We start from the raw sequence: 352 nt of genomic DNA on the forward strand, positions 1-352 counted from the left end.
TAGTGAGCTAGGGTTCATTCCTAGACTTATCGAAAAGATCTCTAGCGCAGCTGATCTGTTTTCCGATATTCCAAAGCTGCTTGCTAGTGAACTCGAAGTGCCTGTGATCTCGTCTGCATCCACTGGACAGATTCAATGTCAGATGCCACATCCAAAAGCGCTTTGGCTAACATACTGTGCAGTCAATCCTTTGATGTGGCGTCACTGGAACTCTACAGACTCTATTCGTGCTGATTTTAAATGCGCCGATTTCGCTCAAATTATCGATAAGTCAGGCCAAACAGTAAAAGCATGTCAACGTGATTCAGGTGACGCGTGGGCTTCACAAGAAATCTCATTTTCATCGACTAAA

General features: G+C 44.3%; 1 protein-coding gene. It reads left to right on the top strand.

What is annotated here, in order from left to right:
• A partial coding sequence (locus tag A3739_RS30520) for a hypothetical protein (RefSeq protein WP_197472620.1) occupies positions 1-352 on the top strand: 352 nt, incomplete at both ends.

It is taken from the genome of Oleiphilus sp. HI0067, assembly GCF_001635735.1.